This window comes from Lactococcus garvieae subsp. garvieae (assembly GCF_029024465.1).
Lineage (GTDB): Bacteria > Bacillota > Bacilli > Lactobacillales > Streptococcaceae > Lactococcus > Lactococcus garvieae.
The window spans coordinates 347,197-365,822 of record NZ_CP118950.1 but is presented as its reverse complement, the minus strand read 5'-3'; the positions used below and the strand labels follow the sequence as shown (position 1 = coordinate 365,822).

Annotated in this window: 21 protein-coding genes and 1 tRNA gene; 4 read left to right on the top strand and 18 right to left on the bottom strand. The window is 40.0% G+C overall.

Annotated elements, in window-relative coordinates; translation table 11 throughout:
• Positions 1–199: 199 nt before the first annotated feature.
• The 4 genes from PYW30_RS01880 to PYW30_RS01865 form a co-directional block, all read right to left on the bottom strand.
• Entirely contained in the window at positions 200–475 is a 276-nt protein-coding gene (locus tag PYW30_RS01880) for an HU family DNA-binding protein (RefSeq protein WP_003133973.1), read from the bottom strand.
• Between the two features lie 117 nt (positions 476–592).
• Positions 593–1,177, bottom strand: coding sequence for a YpmS family protein (locus PYW30_RS01875; protein ID WP_042217411.1), 585 nt, complete (start codon positions 1,175–1,177; stop codon positions 593–595).
• Complete coding sequence (locus PYW30_RS01870) at positions 1,167–1,997, bottom strand: SGNH/GDSL hydrolase family protein (RefSeq protein ID WP_052370165.1); 831 nt, start codon at positions 1,995–1,997, stop codon at positions 1,167–1,169. Before PYW30_RS01870 ends, PYW30_RS01875 begins: the two co-directional genes overlap by 11 nt.
• Entirely contained in the window at positions 1,984–2,820 is an 837-nt protein-coding gene (locus PYW30_RS01865; RefSeq protein ID WP_003133969.1) for a DegV family protein, read from the bottom strand. The genes PYW30_RS01870 and PYW30_RS01865 overlap by 14 nt, the downstream gene beginning before the upstream one ends.
• 167 nt (positions 2,821–2,987) lie before the next feature.
• Here PYW30_RS01865 and trhA point away from each other — a divergent pair, with 167 nt between their 5' ends.
• Positions 2,988–3,641: a PAQR family membrane homeostasis protein TrhA gene (gene trhA / locus PYW30_RS01860; protein WP_042217415.1), complete on the top strand. Its 654-nt coding sequence runs from the start codon at positions 2,988–2,990 to the stop codon at positions 3,639–3,641.
• Between the two features lie 9 nt (positions 3,642–3,650).
• Here trhA and PYW30_RS01855 read toward each other — a convergent pair whose 3' ends face one another.
• Complete coding sequence (locus tag PYW30_RS01855; RefSeq protein WP_042217418.1) at positions 3,651–6,767, bottom strand: DNA polymerase III subunit alpha; 3,117 nt, start codon at positions 6,765–6,767, stop codon at positions 3,651–3,653.
• Between the two features lie 106 nt (positions 6,768–6,873).
• Here PYW30_RS01855 and PYW30_RS01850 point away from each other — a divergent pair, with 106 nt between their 5' ends.
• A complete protein-coding gene (locus PYW30_RS01850; RefSeq protein ID WP_014024285.1) occupies positions 6,874–7,050 on the top strand; it encodes a DUF2929 family protein in 177 nt (58 codons plus the stop codon).
• 36 nt (positions 7,051–7,086) lie between these two features.
• On the opposite strand, the gene PYW30_RS01845 is transcribed toward PYW30_RS01850, so the two are convergent.
• The 8 genes from PYW30_RS01845 to PYW30_RS01810 form a co-directional block, all read right to left on the bottom strand.
• Positions 7,087–7,704 (bottom strand): sugar O-acetyltransferase, encoded by a 618-nt coding sequence (locus PYW30_RS01845; protein ID WP_042217420.1) that lies wholly within the window; start codon positions 7,702–7,704, stop codon positions 7,087–7,089.
• A 105-nt stretch (positions 7,705–7,809) separates the two neighbouring features.
• Positions 7,810–9,414, bottom strand: coding sequence for a CTP synthase (locus PYW30_RS01840; RefSeq protein ID WP_042217421.1), 1,605 nt, complete (start codon positions 9,412–9,414; stop codon positions 7,810–7,812).
• 480 nt (positions 9,415–9,894) lie between these two features.
• Positions 9,895–10,437: a TIGR01440 family protein gene (locus tag PYW30_RS01835; protein WP_042217423.1), complete on the bottom strand. Its 543-nt coding sequence runs from the start codon at positions 10,435–10,437 to the stop codon at positions 9,895–9,897.
• Entirely contained in the window at positions 10,418–10,900 is a 483-nt protein-coding gene (locus PYW30_RS01830) for an ECF transporter S component (RefSeq protein WP_023889482.1), read from the bottom strand. Before PYW30_RS01830 ends, PYW30_RS01835 begins: the two co-directional genes overlap by 20 nt.
• The gene (locus PYW30_RS01825) at positions 10,897–11,730 is read right to left on the bottom strand and encodes a pyridoxamine kinase (protein ID WP_003133959.1); all 834 of its coding nucleotides are present in this window, start codon (positions 11,728–11,730) and stop codon (positions 10,897–10,899) included. Before PYW30_RS01825 ends, PYW30_RS01830 begins: the two co-directional genes overlap by 4 nt.
• Positions 11,723–12,469: a tRNA pseudouridine(38-40) synthase TruA gene (gene truA, locus PYW30_RS01820; protein WP_042217426.1), complete on the bottom strand. Its 747-nt coding sequence runs from the start codon at positions 12,467–12,469 to the stop codon at positions 11,723–11,725. The genes PYW30_RS01825 and truA overlap by 8 nt, the downstream gene beginning before the upstream one ends.
• Before the next feature lie 213 nt (positions 12,470–12,682).
• Positions 12,683–12,898, bottom strand: coding sequence for a hypothetical protein (locus PYW30_RS01815; protein ID WP_042217428.1), 216 nt, complete (start codon positions 12,896–12,898; stop codon positions 12,683–12,685).
• A gap of 11 nt (positions 12,899–12,909) precedes the next feature.
• Positions 12,910–13,110 carry a hypothetical protein gene (locus PYW30_RS01810; RefSeq protein ID WP_042217429.1) on the bottom strand — a complete coding sequence of 67 codons (201 nt, stop codon included), beginning with the start codon at positions 13,108–13,110 and terminating at the stop codon, positions 12,910–12,912.
• A 283-nt stretch (positions 13,111–13,393) separates the two neighbouring features.
• Between PYW30_RS01810 and PYW30_RS01805 the strand changes: the two genes are divergently transcribed.
• Together PYW30_RS01805 and PYW30_RS01800 are read left to right on the top strand one after the other, a co-directional pair.
• Positions 13,394–13,738, top strand: a complete 345-nt coding sequence (locus tag PYW30_RS01805; protein ID WP_042217431.1) for a helix-turn-helix domain-containing protein — start codon at positions 13,394–13,396, stop codon at positions 13,736–13,738.
• 11 nt (positions 13,739–13,749) lie between these two features.
• Positions 13,750–14,340 (top strand): hypothetical protein, encoded by a 591-nt coding sequence (locus PYW30_RS01800; RefSeq protein ID WP_042217433.1) that lies wholly within the window; start codon positions 13,750–13,752, stop codon positions 14,338–14,340.
• Positions 14,341–14,468: 128 nt separating this feature from the next.
• Here PYW30_RS01800 and PYW30_RS01795 read toward each other — a convergent pair.
• From PYW30_RS01795 to glmM, 5 genes are all read right to left on the bottom strand, one after another.
• Positions 14,469–14,542 (bottom strand) — tRNA-Arg (locus tag PYW30_RS01795).
• 63 nt (positions 14,543–14,605) lie between these two features.
• Positions 14,606–15,982: an LCP family protein gene (locus PYW30_RS01790; protein WP_042217434.1), complete on the bottom strand. Its 1,377-nt coding sequence runs from the start codon at positions 15,980–15,982 to the stop codon at positions 14,606–14,608.
• A gap of 95 nt (positions 15,983–16,077) precedes the next feature.
• Positions 16,078–16,593: a GNAT family N-acetyltransferase gene (locus PYW30_RS01785; protein ID WP_042217437.1), complete on the bottom strand. Its 516-nt coding sequence runs from the start codon at positions 16,591–16,593 to the stop codon at positions 16,078–16,080.
• The gene (tsaE, locus tag PYW30_RS01780) at positions 16,590–17,045 is read right to left on the bottom strand and encodes a tRNA (adenosine(37)-N6)-threonylcarbamoyltransferase complex ATPase subunit type 1 TsaE (RefSeq protein WP_042217439.1); all 456 of its coding nucleotides are present in this window, start codon (positions 17,043–17,045) and stop codon (positions 16,590–16,592) included. Before tsaE ends, PYW30_RS01785 begins: the two co-directional genes overlap by 4 nt.
• A 194-nt stretch (positions 17,046–17,239) precedes the next feature.
• Positions 17,240–18,601, bottom strand: coding sequence for a phosphoglucosamine mutase (gene glmM / locus PYW30_RS01775; RefSeq protein WP_042217442.1), 1,362 nt, complete (start codon positions 18,599–18,601; stop codon positions 17,240–17,242).
• Positions 18,602–18,626: the final 25 nt, after the last annotated feature.

Sequence of the window (18,626 nt, the reverse complement as noted above, 5' to 3'; positions counted from 1 at the left end):
AACCAAGGGAAGCATTTTTTTCATCCTTACATTCTATCACTTTTTTATCACTTTTTACAGCTTGAAAATCATGAGAGGCTCAACTGTTTAGCCTCCTTTCGTTTTGCTGTAAGCCAACATGCAGGAACTCCTAATTTTGCACTCAAAGGCAATAAAAAAATACCATGGTTAACCACGGTATCAGTATTTCTACGCTAGATTATTTAACAGCGTCTTTCAAAGCTTTACCAGCTTTAAATGCAGGAACTGTAGTTGCTGCGATTTGGATAGCTGCACCAGTTTGTGGGTTGCGTCCTTCGCGAGCTGCACGTTCACGAGTTTCGAAAGTACCGAAACCGATAAGTTGAACTTTTTCTCCTTTTGCGAGGAATTCAGTTACTGATTCACCGAAAGCGTTCACTGCTTTTTCAGCATCTTTTTTAGTCAATCCAGCTTTTGCTGCAACTTCAGCAATAAGATCTTGTTTGTTAGCCATTTTAAAAATGTCCTCCATATTTTGTTTTACCTGTTCTTATTAGGCACTTTTCATTTTATCAAATGTTGTGGACCTTTGCAAGCCTAAACAGCGTTTTTCTGCGGTTTTTAGCTGATTTTAAGGTTGAATCATCAAATTAAAAGTAAAGTTTCCACTGACTAAATCAAGCTGATTCGCTTTTAAATATAAATTATCTGCTAAGGTAAGTTGTGGCAAATGCAATATGACTTGATCCTTCGTCGGCAAGACTTCTACAAAGCTTGGAAGCTTGATACTTGATTTCACGTAAGCAAGAACAGCACTTGTTGGTAAGTTCAAGGTCCCTGCCGAAACATTCTTCACCTGAAGTGCAACAGAACCATCAGTTAGAGCCAAAGGTTCAAAGTAAATATAGAGTGGAATCTTTTGACCAAAAAGTTGATAAGAGGCTTCTAAAACTGCTTGACTGTCCGATAAATAGAACTTATAACTCATGTCTGAAGTTTGAAAATCTTGCAGATAAGTATTGATAAGTTGGTTTAACTGGTCCCGACGCGTCGTTATTTTAGCGACTTCAGTGGCTTCTTTAGGCTTACTTACTTGGTCCAAATGCCCCTGATCCCGAACATTAAATACACGACTTGAAATAAATGCGAGGCTTCCAAGATTAATTGCTAATAAAGCAAGAAAGAGCCATTTCCAAATTGTTTTTTTATTTTTCATTGATCACCTGATATTCTTTAAATACTGCATCAGCCATGATTTGATAGCCAATATTGTTAGGATGGAAACTGTCTGCTGTATAAAGGAGATCGTTGGCTTGAGACTGACTTTCAGAAATCCCTTTCTCCCCACCGATTCCTTTGTAAAGCAAATCGTTAATGGCAATAAAACTCATATTTTTTTCTTCTTTTACAGTTTCTTCTGTTGCGATATTCCAATTATTAATGATCGTTTGCAGGGCTGTTATATTAGGAAAATTTATATAAAAAGGATTATAAATCCCTAAAACATAGACGTGGGCCTCAGGATTATTTTGTCGAATAGTCTCAAAGATTTTTTTCAGCTCTTTTTGATAATTGCGTGCAGGTTGTTCAAAGTCTTTTTCTTTAAGTTTTGAAAGATGAGCAGCATTATCTCGGATAACTTTCATGACATCATTACCCCCAACAGTCAAGGAAATAAAATCCGCATCTTTTATAGCAGCTTGAATTTCTCTGCCCTGCATTTTATCATAAATTTGTGTACTTGTATCCCCTGCATGACCAAAATTTTGTGGTTCAACTTTACTAAGTGTTTGGTCTTCAATCTCTTTTGCTAAAAGAGGAACAAAACCACCTTGGCCCGTTGCATCACCAACGCCTTCTGTTAATGAATCACCCAATGCCACGTAATTCAAGATTTTATGTTGCTCTTGTGCTTGTTCCTTTAAACGGTTGCCCGCTGGAGCGCTCATTAAAGAAAGCAAACAGAATACAAGTAAACTTGCTAGCAAAAAACCAGCAAGTTCAAGAAAAGTTTTCAGTTTTTTATTCATAATCAATCATTACAGCCCAAGCACCTGGTCCTGTATGAGTAGCAATGGTAGAGTTAGTATCTAGGATAGAAATTGGTTTTTCAACAAATTTTTGCAAAGCTTCCTTCGCTTTATTAGAAAAATCCAGTCCTTCGACATGTGAAATACCAATCTCACGAATTTTACGTCCAGAGCTTGCGATGTGTTCTACAGTTTCATCTAACCATTTGGTAAATGTCTTGTTTCCACGTCCTCGTGTCATTACACCTAACTCACGGTTTTTAAGTTCCATGACGATACGTACATGCAAGAGGCTTCCCACGATTCCGGTTGTACGACTGATACGTCCGCCTTTAACCAGGTTTTCGAGTGTCGAAATCCCAATAAACAGTTCTGTATTTTCACGTACGTGATTAATTCTCTCCAGGATTTCTTCTTTGCCAAGGCCTTCTTTAGCCAATCGTGCGGCTTCCACTACTTGGAATTTCAAACCTTGGTCCGTAAAATCACTGTCAAGAACGGTTACGTCACGGCCAGAAAGCATTGCCCCTTGACGCGCTGCTTGTACTGTACCGCTTAAACTTTCAGTAATATGAATGGAAATAATCGCATCCTCTTCACTGGCAATTTCTTCATATTTTTCTGCAAAGACTCCTACAGGAGGCTGGCTTGTTTTAGGCAGTGCCTTAGAAGCCTTCATTTTTTCCATAAATGAGTCCAAGGGTAAGTCTGAATCGAGGTAAGTTGTACCGTCAATAGTTACCGACAATGGAACTACAGTAATATCAAGTTCTTCTACTAATTCTGGTTCAATCGTTATTGATGAATCTGTCACAATTTTAATTGTCATATTTTCTCCAAATCAAAATAAAAAGACTTCGATTTCTTTTCTAAACAATCTATGTTAATATATATTAATATTATACCAAATGAACTGCAATTTCGCTAATCCTCTTTTTCAAATTTATAAATATTTTGATTTTAGAAAGCGAAATTATTGTGGAAAGAAGGAGATCAATGGAAAAGCCAGCTTCTCGTGCTTATCAAATTGTCGACCAGGTTTTTAATGCCATCACACATGGCATCGGAACCGGTCTTGCGATTACAGGACTTGTTTTACTCATACTTAAAGGGGTAGCCAATCATTCACCGATACAGGTTGTTGCCTTCTCAATTTATGGCGCCTCTCTTGTGCTACTTTTTCTCTTTTCAACTTTGGCACACAGCTTACACTTCACACGCGCTCAAAAAGTTTTTCAAGTCTTTGATCATAGCGGTATCTTTTTACTCATCGCAGGAACTTATACTCCTTATTGCCTCGTAACCCTAGGAAATTGGCTAGGCTGGGGCATGTTAGCACTTGTTTGGCTTTGTGCAATCTTGGGTATCGTCGTTACAGCTATCTACCTGCCACGATGGAACACCGTGCCTAGAGGTTCAACTGTCCTGTATATCGTCATGGGATGGGTCATTCTCTTTGCCATTTACCCCCTCTGGCAGCTGCTTCCTGCCTACGGCTTTTGGTTCCTAGTCGGAGGAGGCGTGATTTACTCTGTCGGTGCAATTATTTACCGTTATAAATTTCCCTTCGCTCACGTGGTCTGGCATCTTTTTGTGCTTGGTGCCGCAATGTTGATGTGGTTCTCCATCTATGGTTATGTGGGATCATAAGAAAAAACGCTATTTATAAACAGCGTTCAAGACATAGGTTTTCAACTTATTCAAAAGTAAATCATTTTCTTCCACATAGACTTGAGTCTGTGTGGTTTTTTTTGTGTCAGCAAAATGCAGAATAACTTGTATTCCTCCAGGGAACTCCCGTAAAATTCGGGAAATATGCGTATTATGGCTTGCATCTTCAAGATTCAACCAAAGTTTCCGTTCTGTCTCTTCTACTTCGATGACACGATCAGCCAGCATCTGTAAAGCATCATTTCTTTCAGAAACTTTGCCAGAGACTAAATAAAATTTTCCTTTTTCGAGATTTGCCATAAACCGCCGATAATTTTCTGGGAAAAGTGTAATGTCAAAATTTTCCTTACTGTCGGTTGTCGAGAGGAAAGCCATCGTCTCTCCAGTCTTTGTACGATGGGTACGCACAGCGAGCAACTCAACTAAAACAGTCGCTCGCTTATTTTTTTGCAAATCAGTCAGTGCTGTAAAATTTGTTTTCAGCTTAAGCGCTAAAGCTTGCAAGGGGTGTGGCGTAATACCCACACCTAAAAACTGCTTTTCAAATTCGTATTTTTCGGATTGCAGATAATCCTCTGCATCTTGAAAAGAGAACTTTAAGGACGATGCACCAAAGAGATCCAGTTGGATATTCTGACTATAATCAATCAGGGTTGATAAGTTTTGAGCCAGCTTCCCTCTGTTCATATCTTGATCATCAAAAGCTCCAATCTGCACAAGAGGAAGCAAATAATCTTCTCTCTGGAAATTTTGTGGTAACCTTTTTACCAAATCTGCTAAATCACTAAAGGGCCTATGTTCAACAATCCAGAATGCCATATCTCTTGGAATGGTCCGTACATTTGCTAAACCTAAAGCAATTTTCCCATTTTCTACTCTGTCATGATAGGGCATCCGATTGATGAAAGGATGCTCCATTTGAAAATCATTATCCAAAGCGTCTTGAATCATACGCTCTCTTTTACGGTCGCGCAGTTGTACCTCATAAAATTCATCGGGATAATGCGCTTTGAAGTAAGCAATTTGAAAAGCTAAAGCAGCATAAGCATAGGCATGAGAACGATTAAAACCATAATTAGCAAAACGTTCAATCAGGCGATATATCTCCATAGCTTGTGTTTCAGTATGCCCCAACTTTAAGCTCCCCGCTAAAAATTCAGCTTGGAGTTCTTCAAACTCTTTTCCTTTTTTCTTTGAGATTGCACGGCGGAGCAAGTCCGCCTTACCCAAAGAAAAGCCGGCAAAGCGTTGCGCCACTTGCATGATTTGTTCCTGATAAATCATAATGCCGTAGGTCGGTGCTAATATTTCGGTCAGTGTATCGTCAATGACTTCTACTTTTTCCTGTCCATGCCGTCGGGCAACAAATTGTGGAATAAACTGTGAGGGTCCTGGACGAAAAATAGAAGTCGCATCAACAATATCCTCAAACTTTGTTGGAGCTAAATTACGCAAGAAGCGTCTCATCTGTGGATTCTCAAATTGAAAAATGCCCAGAGTATTTCCTGCACGGAAAAGTGCTAAGGTTTTTTCATCTTCTAAATCTATGTGCAAAGGATCTATATGAACATTTTTTCTCTTTTGTACTAATTCCCGTAAGCGCTCAATGATCGTTAAATTTCGTAAACCCAAAAAGTCGATTTTCAAAAGACCAATTGCTTCGACATCCGGTGCCTCATACTGTGTCAATGCCAAATCATCGGATGGTTTAAGGGGCACATAATTAACCAAGGATTCTTGACTCAAAACCACACCAGAAGCATGTGTTGATGTCTGACGCGGCAAACCTTCAATCCGAGTAGCTATCTCATACACCTTCTGCAATCGACTGTCACGTAAAATTTCAGCCTTAAGCTTAGGGTTTTCTTCGTATTCATCACGAAGGGAACCAAAACGTTGTCCCAGCATCCGTGTAAGAGAAGAAAGTTCAGCTTCGTTCATCCCAAAAGCCTTCCCTACATCACGTAAAGCTTGTCGTTTACCTAAGGTCGAGAAAGTCACAATCTGCGCCACATGGTCGCTGCCATAGCGCCGTTTCATATAGGCAAGCAACTCAGAACGTTTGGTATCGGGCATATCAATGTCAATATCGGGCATTGCCACACGCTCAGGATTAAGGAAACGTTCAAAGAAGAGATTATTTGCTACTGGATCAACATGAGTAATCCCTAGCGTATAAGCCACCAATGAACCAGCGGCAGAACCACGCCCCATGCCACAGTAGATGTCATTTTCACTTGCATAGCGTAATAAGTCCGCAACGATAAGGAAATAGTCATCAAAGCCCATCTGATGAATGACCGAAAGTTCATGTTCAAGGCGTGCACGATAGTCTTCTCCTGCAGGCAGATTGACTTCTGCTCTTTCGCGGAGGAGCTCTGCAGCATCTCTTTGTTTATCAAACTGAGGCAAGCCTAACTTTCCACTAAAGTCATATGAAATATTTGCAACTAAGTGTTCGAGATTATCCAAGGCTTGAGGATAATTCTTAGCATATAATTTTTCATAAATTTCTGGTCGCTGCAAAAGTTGGTCATTTGACAAAGTCAACTCTTGATTGTAAGGCATTAAATCACGAATCGCATGTAGAACTTCAAGGCTTTCATTATCGGCCTGTGACAAGTAGCGCACAGACTGAAAGGGAAGGTAGGGGAACTGATGCGAAGTGCCTTCAGCACCAGTAGGCGAGATGCCAACATATACTTCTGCCTGAATCTGTGAAAGGGCAGAGAGATTCGCATAAGACTCAGGTACCACTAAAACGACGTTATTTAAGAAACTCCCAATATCAGAAAAACGGTGGCGCCCGTAATTATGACTGGAAGAGATTTTTAAAAGATTTTTATAACCCTCAGTATTTTTAGCAATAAAACTAAAGGATACAGGTAAACTTTCCAGCTCAAAAACAAGCTCAATTCCAATAATGGGCTGTATGTTTCTCTTTTGCGCTTCAATCGCAAAGTGATAAGCACCGTGTAGATTCCCAACATCACAAATGCCGAGCTGTTTATAGCCCATTTTTTCTGCCATATTCAGATAATCATCTACTCGGACAACACTGTCTAAAAAACTGTACTCTGTTTTGGTGTTGAGTTGTGCAAACATTTGACCCCTTTCTCCCTTGTTTTTAAACTTTTTTAGCATAATTCTTGAATTTTAGCTCTAATAGTATTATACTTTATTTTGAAGAAAAATCGAAAGAAGAATCATTATGAAAGTACTTGTAACTCTTTTCTGGTCAGCCGTTATCGGTGAAGTTGTAGGTTACATCATGACCGCACTCGCTGGGGTTGCTGACAAACCGTTTAGCACTTTGGTTGTCTCACTGGTATTTGGACTTTTTGTTTTACTCATTAGTGAAGTCGGAGTTGTGGAACCAAAGCATTAATCTCTCTTTCAAAGACAGATCAAAAAAAGCAGGTTTTTAATCTGCTTTTTTTGTAGCATGATAATCCTTTTCTTGCTGTTCCCAATACTCTTGATCTTCCTCGCTAATTTCTCTTAAAACACGTGCCGGATTTCCCACAGCAATGACATTCGCGGGCAAATCTTTCGTGACCACTGCTCCTGAACCTACAATCGTTCCCTCACCGATGCTCACACCAGGATTCACAATAACCCCTGCACCGAGCCATACACGATTGCCAATAGTGATCGGTTTTGCGTATTCAAGTCCCCGAATACGTACCGCTGCATCGATAGGATGCAATGGTGTAATCAGGCTTACGCGAGGCCCAAACATCACATCGTCTCCAATAGTGATTGGTGCAACATCCAAAAAAATACAATCAACATTGGCATAAAAATTTTCACCAATGTGTGTGTTAAAACCATAATCAACTTGAAGTGGGGGATTCACATAAATAGATTTTCCTGTACTTCCAAACAATTGCTTTTCTAAAGCAACAATTGCTTTTTTATCCATTAGGTTGGTTTGATTTATCTTTTGGGCAAGTACTCTTCCTGGTTGTGGATCATACTCTTTTTCGATCTTAGAGGCGCTGTAAAGTTGGCCTGAAATCATACGTTGATACTCTGACATGGTTTCTCCTCTCCATATTGCATCCAGTATATCAAATTATAAGAGGAAACAATATTAAAAAGTAAACGCTAAAAAAATCCCCAACTTAAGTAGGGATTTTTATTTTTACATGTTTTCCACCGCAGCTTTAACAAAGGCTTGATAAAGCTCTTCTGGACGGTTTGGACGTGATTGTAATTCTGGGTGATATTGGCAAGCAACAAAGAATTTCTTATCTGTCAACTCAACGATTTCAACCAAACGGTTGTCTGGGGAAACACCAGAGAATGTAAAGCCTGCAGCTTCAAATTGTTCGCGGTATTTATTGTTAAATTCGTAGCGGTGACGGTGACGATGTTGAACGACATCCGCATCGTTATAAGCCGCACGTGCTTTAGTGTTTGCTTTTAGTTTTGATGGGTAGAGTCCTAAACGCAAGGTTCCTCCCATGTCTTCAACATCAACTTGGTCACGCATGATATCGATAATTGGATATGGTGTTTCTGGGTTTAATTCGTAAGAATGTGCCCCTTCCATCCCTAAAACATTGCGTGCAAATTCCACGCACGTCATTTGCATACCAAGACAGATGCCCAACATTGGCACATCATTTTCACGTGCATAACGGATAGCCGAAATTTTACCTTCTGAACCACGTTCCCCGAACCCACCAGGAACGATAATCCCATGTGCGCCTTTCAAACGTGCAGCAGCATTGCTATCGTCCAAGTCATTCGCATTTACCCAGTCCAATTCGATATCGCTGTCTGCTGGATATCCGGCATGTTTCAATGCTTCTGTCACTGAGATATATGCATCAGGTAATTCTACGTATTTCCCAACCAAGGCAATTTTGACTTTTTTCTTAAGGTTCATCACATGGTCAACCATTGCTGCCCATTCTGTCATATCAGCGGCAGGTGCATCAAGTTTCAAGTGATCACAAACGATTTGATCCATGTTTTGCTCTTGCAAGTTTAACGGAATTTGGTAAAGATGCTCCACATCGAGAGACTGGATAACTGCTTCAGGATCAACGTCACAGTACATGGCTACTTTATCACGCATTTCGCGTGTGATCGGAACTTCTGTACGAAGCACCAACATATTCGCTTGGATACCATATTCACGCAATGTTTTTGTTGCATTTTGTGCAATTTTTGTTTTCAACTCACCCGCTGCACGCAAGTGGAGGATTGGCACAGTGTGAATATACATCACATTATCTGAACCAACTTCTGCTTTCATTTGACGTAGAGCTTCGATGAAGGGAAGGGATTCCATATCACCTACTGTACCACCAACCTCAGTGATGATAACATCCGCATCAGTCATTGTTGCTGCACGCTTAATTTTTTCTTTTAATGTATCCGTAACGTGAGGTACCATTTGAACTGTCGCTCCAAGGTACTCCCCTTTACGCTCTTTACGTAAAATTTCAGAGTAAACTTTACCTGAAGTTACATTTGAGTATTTATTAAGATTGATATCAATAAAACGCTCGTAGTGCCCAAGGTCAAGGTCTGTTTCAGCACCATCGTCTGTAACAAAAACTTCACCGTGTTGATAAGGGCTCATTGTCCCTGGGTCAATATTAAGGTATGGATCAAATTTTTGTACAGTTACTTTAAGGCCACGGTTTTTGAGCAAACGTCCCAAAGACGCTGCAACAATACCCTTACCCATTGATGATGTACCACCACCTGTGACGAAAATATACTTAGTTGCCAATGTGAAATCTCCTCTGTTTTCTATATTAAGCCTGGGAAAATATGATGGAAAAATAATTTTTTTATTTTTCCTAATGAGGCGCTTAGGCAAAGCTCCATAGAGCTTGCCGTCTAGCATCAGTGGTTTTAGCCGCAAATGCCAGTAGCGAAACAAAAAAATAAGCTCCCTTTTGTAAGGGAGCTTCTGACTTTACCGCAAAAAGCGGTGCCCGAATATTATTCTATATGATTTTGATTTTTTTGTCAAGGTCCTAGATTTTATCTGGAGTAAAAAAGAGGATAAGAACATCTATCCTCCTTTTAGAAATTAGTGAATATCAGTAGGACTCGCGAGCAACTGGTTTCTCTCTGAGGTCATCTACTTCGACTTTAAATGTCATCTGCACCTCCCTCTTTAATGTTACATTCATTTTCTCACACTTTGGCCTTATTCCCAACTGATATGCAAAATTTCCAGTGAGGCACTTATCCAGACTTTTACTTACTCATAACGTGCACGTTCCCCACCAATAAGCTTAGGACGTGATTTGAGCGCTGTGACATGAGCTCCGCCAAGTTCTTTCAAGACAGGCCGTACAGGAATTTGGACATGCTTTATATGCATGCCAATAGACGTATCCCCAATATCCAACCCAGCATAAGCCGTAAGATGTTCAACCTCAACCGGGGCCTTAAAAAGCTTATAAGCTGCCACTTGTCCACTGCCTCCTGCATGGAGTTGTGGCACAACGGAAACGATTTCCAAATCTTTTTTGTCCGCCAATTCTTGCTCTACAAGTAAGGCACGGTTTAGGTGTTCACAAGCTTGGACAGCTAAATAAATCTCTCGCGCCTTGAGTGCCTCGTAAATCGTTCCGACAATGACTTCGCCGATCTCTGCTGAGGAGTTTTTGCCAATTGTACCGCCATTGACTTCAGAACTGGATAGACCCAATACAAAAATCTGTCCAGCTTTTATTTCAGTTTTTTCAATAACATCTTCAATAATTGTTTTTGTTTCTTCTTTAATTTGTTTTAAGTCCATGAAGAGCACCTGATTTCTTAAGAATTTCTGTAAGAAGTAAAGCAACGACAAAACCGACACTGGTTTGCACGGCATTGATTGCCATGTCCGGTAAGGCCACTGCTAAGCTTCCAACAATAAACATATCTGCTACAAAATAACCGCCGACCATAACCAAAGTAGCCAACACGTAATTGAGCGCTTTATTTTTTGTTACGACACCTAAATACCCTTGGAGTCCATGAATGACTAAAGTGAAGAACATGTATGCTGCATATCCCGCAATAAAATCATTAAGAAATCCTGCTAGGGCACCAACAATTAGGCCTTCGCGTTTTCCAAGAAGCATCGCTGTCGTAAAAATCCCCGCATCAAGCAAGGTAAAATAACCGCCAGGAATAGGTATTTTTGTGAAATAGCCCAAGACAAATGTCAAGGCAGCTAGAAGAGCCAATAGAGTTAATTTTTTTGTTGAATACTTCATTGTCCCTGCTTTCTTTTACTTTTCAAGGTTTGCTCGAATTCTACCCCATAGCGCTTGTCAGCAGACTTTGGTGTATTTTTTATTGATTTAACCACAAAGTCAACAGCTTCTCGTGTTGCTGCGGCTAAAGTTTTGCCATTGATCAGCTCTGCAGATAAAACAGAGCCGAAGATGTCTCCTGTACCATGATAAGCGCCTGGTAATTTTTCTGCCAAAACATAATCAATCTGTCCAGTACTTCTTGCAGCAGCGGCTCCAATATATTTTTCATCGAGCATAACACCCGTCAAAACAACATTTTTAGCCCCACGTGCTTGTAATTTTTCAATGAGCATCTCAATGAATGCTTCTGACTGCACACCTTCTTGGTAAGGAGTTCCTGTTAAGAGGCATGCTTCTGTGATATTGGGCAAAAGAACATCTGCATAAGGCAAAAGCTCACCCATTTTTTCTACAAAGTGCATATCGAAAACACTATAGAGCTCCCCATGATCAGCCATCACTGGATCAATGATGGCCAGATTCTCCGTATCTTTATAGATGTCAATCAAGTCTTTGAGCACGTCAATTTGTTCCGCAGAGGCCATAAAACCACTGTAAATCCCATCCATATGGAGCTTTAATTCTTGCCAAGCTTGAATAATGTTGCGCATTTCATCTGTAAGATCAAGATAAGTAAAGTTGGTAAAACCACCTGTGTGTGTGGATAAAAGCGCTGTTGGCAATAGGCGACACTCAATGCCATAAGCACTAATAATGGGAAGCGCCACTGTTGAGGAACAACGACCAACGCAAGAAATGTCATGTACAGCAACAATATTTTTAGTCAAGATAAATTACCTCCTTGAGATAGAGCCCTTCTGGGGCAGCAGTCGGACCTGCTAGGTCACGATTTTTACTTTCTAAAATCTTTTTAATTTGTGAAACAGGCATCCGGCCATTTCCTATTTTGATCATAGTCCCCATCATATTACGAACTTGTTTATAAAGAAAACCGTTGCCCCGAAAAATAAATTTATAATTTTCATCATCAAGTTTCACGAGCTCAGCTTGAGTAATCGTTCGCACCTTATCTTCAACTGTAGCACCAGATGCTGTAAAACCAGTAAAATCATGCGTTCCAACCAAATCCGCTAGAGCTTGTCGCATCAGATCCTCATCAAGTTTATAACGAAAATGTGCACGATACATGCGGTAAAAAGGGCTCCGAACTTTACTGTTTTCTAAAAAATACTCATAAATTTTTTCATGCTTGTTAAAGCGGACATGAAAATCCTCTTCAACTTGTATGACTTCGTGGAAGGCAATATCTGATGGGGTTTGCGTGTCCAAAGCAAAGCGTAAATGTTCCTCATCTCGCTGCCCTTGCAAGTCGAAATGAATACGTTGAGCATGCGCATGAACCCCCGAATCCGTACGTCCTGAGCCATGCAAAATCACGGTCTGGTAAGAATTTAATTTTGTCAAAACTTTTTCAATCTCTTCTTGCACCGTCCGTTGATTATTTTGGGTTTGAAAACCTGCAAAATTTGTGCCATCATAAGCAATCGTTGCCATATATCTAGTCATGTTTATATTATAGCAAAATCAAGTATATATTTGTCTAACCTAATTTAGAGTTCCCCCTTATACCGCAGAATTCCTGCTCTTTTTTGGACATCCTTTCATGCGCTCCATCTTGAATTGTTTAGGCCAGAAGCTCTTTCACACAAAAAGGTCCTCTGTCTCTATATAGGCCAAAAATGCCCCATAAGTTTTGAGTCCCTCCCAATGAAACTTTTTCTAAGAAAGCCATATGTTCTCATCATTGCCCTCATCAAAACTATACCAATGTAAAGTATTGTCTGAAAAAGACTGGCCTCTACTTCTTGCTTTGCGTTCTTTGCTCACTTTTGAATAGATATTTTCTAGATTCGTATCAAAACGTGCTGCAAGTTCACGGGCTGTTCCACAATCTAAAAATGATTCTCCTCTATAAACCGCATATAACTTTTTCATCGTCTTCCTCCTTAATCCTTTTGATGCAAGTTGGCAAGCATTTTTTCTCTTTGCATCTTGCGCCGCATTCTGCGTTTCTCCTTACTTTCATGCTTTCTTCGCTCTATTTCTCGCTTTAGCAGTTCCTGCTCAAAGTCTAACTCTTCCTGCTTGCTTTTTAATCTTTTAGCTTTTTCTTCAGCTTGAGAAACTTTCTTCTGAACTATCGACATATCTTCTTCCTTTCTCTACAGTTTTCTTTCAATTCACATCTTTTATAGAATTTTTGTCTACCTCAGCTTGACTTATGTATACTAATAAGCTACAATGAATGAAGAAAGAAAAACCTATTGACTGGTGTGGCTGTCTTCACTCACACCTACCTTATAGGATTTCTTTATGAAAGTTGTGAATCTTCTTTACAAGAACGATTATAGCATATTGGTATAAATTGTCAAGCGATATGTGCACCAATATGCTACAAATGTGTAAAGCTATTCTGAAAGGGTGATAAATTTGGATTTATACGAAAAAATAAAAGAGCTGGCTGCCCAAAAGCATGTGTCCATCAGACAAATTGAAGAACATCTGGGCTATGGTAATGGAACAATACGCCGCTGGAGTAAACAAACACCCGGTGTTGATAAAGTAAGAGCAGTCGCCAAATACTTTAATGTTAGTATTGATTACCTCCTGGGTCATGAAGAAAAAAGTAGCCACCAAGAACCTATCGATCTTGCGACTTTAGTAGACGAGAGTAAGGTCGATTGGGACGAATGGGTGTCTTTTGATGGTAAACCGCTTACTGATGAAGTAAAAACGGCATTAAAACTTATTTTAGGTAAACGTCTTGAAGACTAAGTGGGGGCTCTATGAACGAACAGGAATTAATAGAGCGTATCATTCTTGAGATAGAAAAATATGGAATTGAAGTTATCGGGGACAACTATTTTCCATTGGACGCTGTCACACATAACAGAAAAAAGATTACTATTTTTAATCCCAAAACGGTTAAGGCTTTTAAATTATGTCATGAGTTAATGCACATTAAGAATAATGATCGCTACCGTCTTGGAGAGTGTGATACAACCAGCCCACAGGAGAAACGGACAAATAAAGAGGCCATACTCTTCCTCTGGGATATCTTTGTGTCCGAAGGCGGGAATTTTGAACTCTTCCAAAAATTTATCGAAATCTCTGGTTGTCCGTGTGACACTTCTTTTGCTCTGCTCTGTAAAGCGAACGAGGAAGTGATACACGCATTAAATAAATCAGACAGGCCAACAAAAGATTTTAGCACGATGTCGCTCAAAGAATGTGTGATTGACTATATTTCACATTTTGATGTTGTAGAGCAAATCAACACATATCACTTTCTTGAAGCCTATAATTTGCCTTATGAGGATTATGATGCTGCTGTCGAAATTTTTAAAAAAATTTTAAAGTTTGATTATGCAAGCTAACTTCGAGCTCCTACTGAAGGCGCATTTTCCATATATAATATAATATAAAATAAAGCACTTCACATGAAGTGCTTTATTTTTTGAACAAAAAATGCCCCGCCACGAAGGCGGAGCGAGGTTTGGCACCATGATCCGAGGGGGATTCGAACCCTCGACCGTTCGCTTAGAAGGCGAATGCTCTATCCAGCTGAGCTATCGGACCAAAATAAACAAGTAGATTTTTACACTACTTGTCTAGTCTATCATATTTTTCTAATTGAAGCAATTATTGTCCTGTATAAGGATCAACATAGAGGCTTGTACCATCTGCACTTGCACCACCTCCCACTCCTGGGTCAGTCGTTCCATAAGCTGTACTATCGTCTACAGAAGCCCCGTAAGGATCTTGGGTGGTTGTATCAGTCTGACTTGCCTCAGAGGTTTTCGTTTTATCCGATGAGGTTGGCTTATCACTTGTCGCCGCACTTCCATCTGTCGCGACATAGGTAGCAGAGTTGCTGCTGTCGAGATTTACAAAAGAACCATCGACATCAATACCATAAACGGTTGACTTGCCATTTTCTGTCACTGTTGCTGAAGGCATGAAATAAGCATCAGGTGTACTCCCTGTTAATGTTTCGTAAGTAATCAAATTATTACTTAAACTATTGCCTGTCTCTTTTTTCAAAGAGTTACGTAAAGCGTTTTGAACTGCTAAAGTCGTATTTGTAGACAATAGCTGATAAGATCCACCATCTCCTGGATTCATATAATCAATCCCTTGATATTGAATCGAAACGACTTTATTAAAACAATCTTTATAACCTAATAAAGAAGTTAAAGTTGAGCCATTGATTGGAATATTTGTTTTGATGTCTTCACTGATATCGTCCAAGAATTTTTGATATTGAGTGATATTGTTCAATGCCAAGAGCTTCGTCACAACTGCTGAAATAACTTCACGCTGGTGTGCTGCACGCCCATAGTCTCCATTGGGTAAATGATGGCGATCACGCGCATAAACAAGTGCCTGATCTCCGTCAATATGTTGCTTACCTGGTGGAACTTTCGCTTTATATGCGGGTTCTGTATCAGAGATATAGAGAGTTTGTCCGGTTGTATTGTCAATATCGATACCACCTACATCATTGACCAAGTTGACAAGGCCATCAAAGTTAATCATGAGGAAGTTATCAACATTAATACCAGCCTGTTCTCCGATTGTCTTCATGGCATATTGGACACCTGTTTTCAGCCCTCCTGCATTATACCCCATCGGATATGCTGCATTCATCTTCTGTGTGGAAACTGTATTCCCCTTATTATCCAAAATATTTGACATGACATCTCGCTCAAGAGAAACCATCGTTGTTGTATTCGTTTTGGGATTAAGGGTCATAACGATCTGTGAGTCAGAGTTCCCATCCCAGCTGGTTGCCCCTCCGCGGTCAGCTCCGCCAGTATCGACACCCATGAGTAAAATTGTTAATGGCTCAGTCGCTTTGATAATTTTTCCCGCATCTGTGCTACCAACTTCCGCATAGGTTTTCGAAAATGCTTTTGTTGTGCTATTTAAAACTGTCGAAACATAGACAGTGGCTGCTCCAGCCGTTAAGGCGATGATCCCAACGATCATTAACAGCGATTTTTTCCAAAGTTTCATAGTAAAATTATATCAAATTTCTGCAAATAAACAACAAGAAATGAAAAAAACGATCAGAGAGACTTTTTTTCCCTCTCTGATCGCTCTTGTTTAACTTAGAAAAACTTGACCATTTGATACACATCTATCAGTTGTCCGTGTTCATCGCGTGCTCCATATTTTTGGATTGTTTCCAGCTCAAAACCAAACTTTTCATATAAATGGACAGCTGCTTTGTTGCGTTTTTGAACAGTTAATTCAAGTCGCTTTATCACATCCATTTCCTCAATCCATTCCAGGGCATCCTCAAATAAAAAAGAAGCAATACCATACCCTTGAAATTGTGAACTTACAGCAATAAAAATATCCCCAATATGACGTATGCGATAGTGAAAATCTGCCGTAATATGTAGGACTCCAGCGATTTCTTGCCCAATGAAGGCTAGAAAATATGCGTTATTGTCTTTCGTAAGAATCTGTGCCAAGTAATCTTGCATTTGCGTGGGAGACATAAGAATCCCCGCCTCGTCTAAAGTCAAAAAATGACTCTCTTTTCCTACCTGATTAAGAAAAGTAATGAGCTTTATACTGTCTTCAGGCCGTGCTTCACGAATCAGTAACTCTGTGCTCATAATTCTCCTAATAATGCTTCATAGCGTTGCCCATGGGGAAGAAGTTCAAGAACACGTTCAGCATCTGTTGCGAAGCCGTCCGCGTATTTATCAAATTTAACTTCTAAGTATGCCTCAGGTAAACTTTCTCCCAGGAGCTCGCCCCATTCAATAACAGAAACGCCTTCACCAAAAAGATAATCGTCAAGGTCAAAGCTGTCAGGATCATCTCCCGCACGGTAAACATCCATATGATATAAAGGAAGCTTTCCTTCCTCATATTCTCGCACAATGGTGTAAGTAGGGCTCTTAATCATCTGCGAAATTCCTAAGCCCACAGCTAACCCCTTCACAAAGGTTGTTTTACCTGCACCAAGCTCTCCTGTCAAAACAATAATATCTTGTGCCTGAAGAAGGCCACCTAAATGCTCTGCAAATGTAAGCATCTTTTCTTCATTAACTTTTAATTTCATAGCCTTATTATAGCACAACTCACCACATGAAATTCAGTAATTAAGCCCCGACAAGCGGAAAGGATTATTTTTTGCTAAGGCCATGTGTGATTCTAGAAAAAACTAAAGGCAGCTTGCATTTAGCCGTTCACGACTTGCCTGTTTCACGATGTGCGTCTTGGAACAAAAAAAGATTCCTTACGAATCTTTTTCTTTTATAGTTTTACACCAATTTCTTCTTTGACTACGTCAACAATCGTATCAACAACTTCATTTACTTCTTCATCTGTTGGTGCTTCAGCCATAACGCGGAGAAGTGGCTCTGTTCCACTTGGGCGGACAAGAATGCGGCCTTTACCGTTCATTTTTTCTTCCATGTCCGTAATGACTTTACGAATAGCTGGAATATCCATTGCACCTTCTTTAGCAGCGTTATTTGCTACACGAACATTGACAAGTTTTTGAGGATAAATTGTAACTTCGGCTGCGAGTTCTGATAATTTTTTACCTGTTTCACGCATGACTTTTACAAGTTGGATCGCTGAGAGTTGTCCGTCACCAGTTGTATTGTAGTCTAAGAAGACCATATGACCTGACTGCTCTCCCCCAAAATTGTAATTGTTTTTACGCATTTCTTCCACAACATAGCGGTCACCTACGGCTGTTACAACAGAGTTCATACCAGCTTCTTCCAATGCCAAATGGAAACCAAGATTAGACATAACAGTTGTAACTACGGTGTCTTTTGCCAATTTCCCTTGCTCAAGGAGATACTTCCCAACGATGAACATAATTCTATCACCATCAACGATATTACCATTTTCATCTACTGCGATAAGACGATCCGCATCACCATCAAAGGCCAAACCAATGTCACTTCCAGTTTCAACAACCGTATCTGCCATTTTCTCTGGATGTGTTGAACCAACACCATCATTAATATTAAGGCCATTTGGATTTTCACCAATCACTGTGAGTTCGGCGTTTAAATCAGCAAATACAGCACGCGCAGATGTATATGCAGCACCATTAGCTGTATCGAGTACAATTTTGTAACCTTCAAAATCGCCTTCAGCCGTTGTTTTCAAAAATGCTTGATATTTACGTACAGCTTCATTATAATCGTGTAAAATTCCCAAACCTTCAGCAGAAGGACGTGGTAATTTATCTTCCTCGGCATCAATCAAAGCTTCGATTTCTAACTCTTTCTCATCATCAAGTTTAAAACCATCTGCTCCAAAGAATTTAATTCCGTTATCCAAGGCTGGATTGTGGCTGGCAGAAATCATTACTCCCGCCGAAGCTTCTTCTTTACGGACCAAATAAGCCACACCTGGTGTAGCAATAACCCCCAAGTCATAAACTTCAATCCCTACGGATAACAGACCTGAGATAAGGCTTGTTGAAAGCATTTGGCCCGAAATACGTGGGTCACGCGCTACATATACTTTTGGTGTTCCGATTTCATGTTGGCTAAGGACATAGCCACCGAAGCGTCCAAGCTTAAAGGCCATCTCTGGCGTTAACTCTACATTAGCTTCTCCACGAACACCATCTGTTCCAAAATATTTACCCATTTTATTTTTCTCTTCTCTTTTCTTT